Genomic DNA, 2,432 nt, shown 5'->3' on the forward strand with positions numbered 1-2,432 from the left:
CCCGCTGACCGATCGCGAAACCCTGGCGCAGACGATCTCCAAATACGATCTGCTCGCCCTTCCGGTCGTCGACCATGGCAAGATCCTCGGCATCGTCACCATCGACGACATCATCGACACGATGGTCGCGGAGACGACCGAGGACGCGCACCGTTTCGGCGGCATGGAGGCGCTGGACGAGCCGTACATGAAGATGAGCTTCCTCGCCATGATCAAGAAACGCGGCGGCTGGCTGTGCGCGCTGTTCATCTCGGAGATGCTGACGGCCAACGCAATGCAGAGCTATGAGGGCGAGTTGGAGAAGGCGATCGTGCTGACGCTGTTCATCCCGCTGATCATGAGCTCCGGCGGCAATTCCGGCTCGCAGGCGACCTCGCTGGTCATCCGCGCGCTGGCGTTGCGCGAGATCGGTCTTGGCGACTGGTGGCGGGTGGCGCTGCGCGAGCTGCCCACCGGCTTGGTGCTGGGCGCCATGCTCGGCGTGGTCGGCGTCTGCCGCATCGCGCTGTGGCAGTATATGGGCTTCTACGATTATGGCCCGCACTGGCCGCTGATCGCTACCACGGTGGGGGCTGCACTGGTCGGCATCGTCACCTTCGGTTCGCTGTCGGGGTCGATGCTGCCGTTCGCCTTGAAACGTATCGGCTTCGACCCGGCCAGCGCATCGGCGCCGTTCGTCGCCACGCTGGTCGATGTCACCGGGCTGGTGATCTACTTTTCGGTGGCGCTGGTGATCCTGCGCGGCACGCTTCTGTAGCGACTATCTCCGCCGTGGCATGACCTTGCCGCGGCGGAGTTCCTCAACCCGGATTTGCCGTCAATCGACGCGCTCGCCGTCCTTCACGCGATAGGTCGGCTTGTACATGGTGACCAGTTCTTCCGCCGCTGTCGGATGCACGGCCATCGTACGGTCGAAATCGTCCTTGGTCAGGCCGGCCTTCAGCGGGATGCCGAGCAGCTGCGCCATCTCGCCGGCATCCGGCCCCAATATGTGGGCGCCAAGCACTTTTTTCGACGCGCCATCGACCACCAGCTTTATCAGCATCTTCTCGTCGCGCCCGGACAGGGTGTGCCGCATCGGCCGGAATGTCGCGCGGTAGATCTCGATGTCGGGGAAGCGCTTGACGGCGTCGTCCTCCGACAATCCGACAGTGCCGATCTCCGGCTGTGAAAAGACAGCGGTCGCGATCGTCTCGTGATCGGGCGCGGTCGGATTTCCCTTGAAGGCGGTTTCGATGAAGCACATCGCCTCATGGATCGCCACCGGCGTCAGCTGCACGCGGTTGGTGACGTCGCCGATCGCCCAGACGTTGTCGATGTTGGTGCGGGAATATTGGTCGACGGCGATGGCGCCAGTCTTGGTCATCTCCAGTCCGATGCCTTCCAGGCCCATATTCTCGGTGTTGGGAATGCGGCCGATGGCCAGCATCACCTGGTCAACGGTCAGCACCTCGCCGCCGCTGACGAGCGCGTCGAGCCGGCCGTCCGGCCGCTTGCGGATCCATTCGGACACGGAATGGCAGAGGATCCTTATCCCCTTCTTTTCCATCGTCTCGTGCAGCATGCGCCGTAGGTCCATGTCGAACCGGCTCAGGATCTCCTTGCCGCGATAGACCAGCGTGGTGTCGACGCCGAGACCGTGAAAAATGTTGGCGAACTCGACGGCGATGTAGCCGCCGCCCTCGATCATGATCGCCTTGGGCAGTTTCTTGAGGTCGAAAGCCTCGTTGGAAAAGATACAATGTTCATGGCCGGGCAGCGCCGGATGCGCCGCCGGGCGGCCGCCGGTAGCAATCAGGATCTGGTCTGCTGTGACGGTGCGATCCTCGCCCAGAAGATGCACGACATGCGGATCGACGATCATGGCGCGCGAATGGAAGGTCTCGCCGCCGGCGCCCTCGACGTTCCTGACGTAGATGGCCTCCAGCCGGCTGATCTCGCGATCCTTGTTGGCGACCAGCGTCTGCCAGTCGAAGCTGGCTTCCGGCACCGTCCAGCCATAGCCGGCGGCGTCGGCAAAATGCTCGGGAAATTGCGAGGCATAGACATAGAGCTTTTTCGGCACGCAGCCGCGGATGACGCAGGTGCCGCCATAGCGGTATTCCTCGGCGATGCCGACACGCTTGCCGAGTGCCGCGGCGACACGCGCCGCCCTCACCCCGCCCGAACCGCCGCCGATGACGAAAAGATCGTAGTCGTAACCAGCCATGACGCGGCTCCCAGGCTTCAGAAATGTGTCAGACAGGTAGGCCGCAAACCGTCAAAAGAAAAGCCCGGACAGGCCGGGCTTTCGCGGGAGGCCGCAAGGCCATTGAAAATGCGGGGTCAGTTGTTGTCCGCAGGGGCCGCGCCATCGGCGGGCGCTGCGCCATCGGCCGGAGCGGCGGCTCCGGCGGCGGGCGCGGCAGGGGCAGCCTGCGCCTTTGCCTTGG

The 2,432-nt window shown here is 64.0% G+C and carries 2 protein-coding genes; one reads left to right on the forward strand and one right to left on the reverse strand.

Annotation, left to right across the window (positions count from 1 at the left end; all coding sequences use genetic code 11):
- On the forward strand, nucleotides 1-757 hold a 757-nt coding region (locus EN939_RS29935; protein ID WP_164751342.1), incomplete at its 5' end, for a magnesium transporter.
- Nucleotides 758-817: 60 nt separating this feature from the next.
- On the opposite strand, the gene gor is transcribed toward EN939_RS29935, so the two are convergent.
- Nucleotides 818-2,209 carry a glutathione-disulfide reductase gene (gor, locus tag EN939_RS29940; protein WP_127271266.1) on the reverse strand — a complete coding sequence of 464 codons (1,392 nt, stop codon included), beginning with the start codon at nucleotides 2,207-2,209 and terminating at the stop codon, nucleotides 818-820.
- Between the last annotated feature and the right edge of the window lie 223 nt (nucleotides 2,210-2,432).

The sequence above is a fragment of the Mesorhizobium sp. M7A.F.Ca.CA.002.05.1.1 genome, from assembly GCF_003998335.1.
Taxonomy (GTDB): Bacteria; Pseudomonadota; Alphaproteobacteria; order Rhizobiales; family Rhizobiaceae; genus Mesorhizobium.

Bases quoted from the DNA above. Each gene is read 5' to 3' on its own strand.
- gor (WP_127271266.1), bottom strand. From the start codon at position 2,209: ATGGCTGGTTACGACTACGATCTTTTCGTCATCGGCGGCGGTTCGGGC.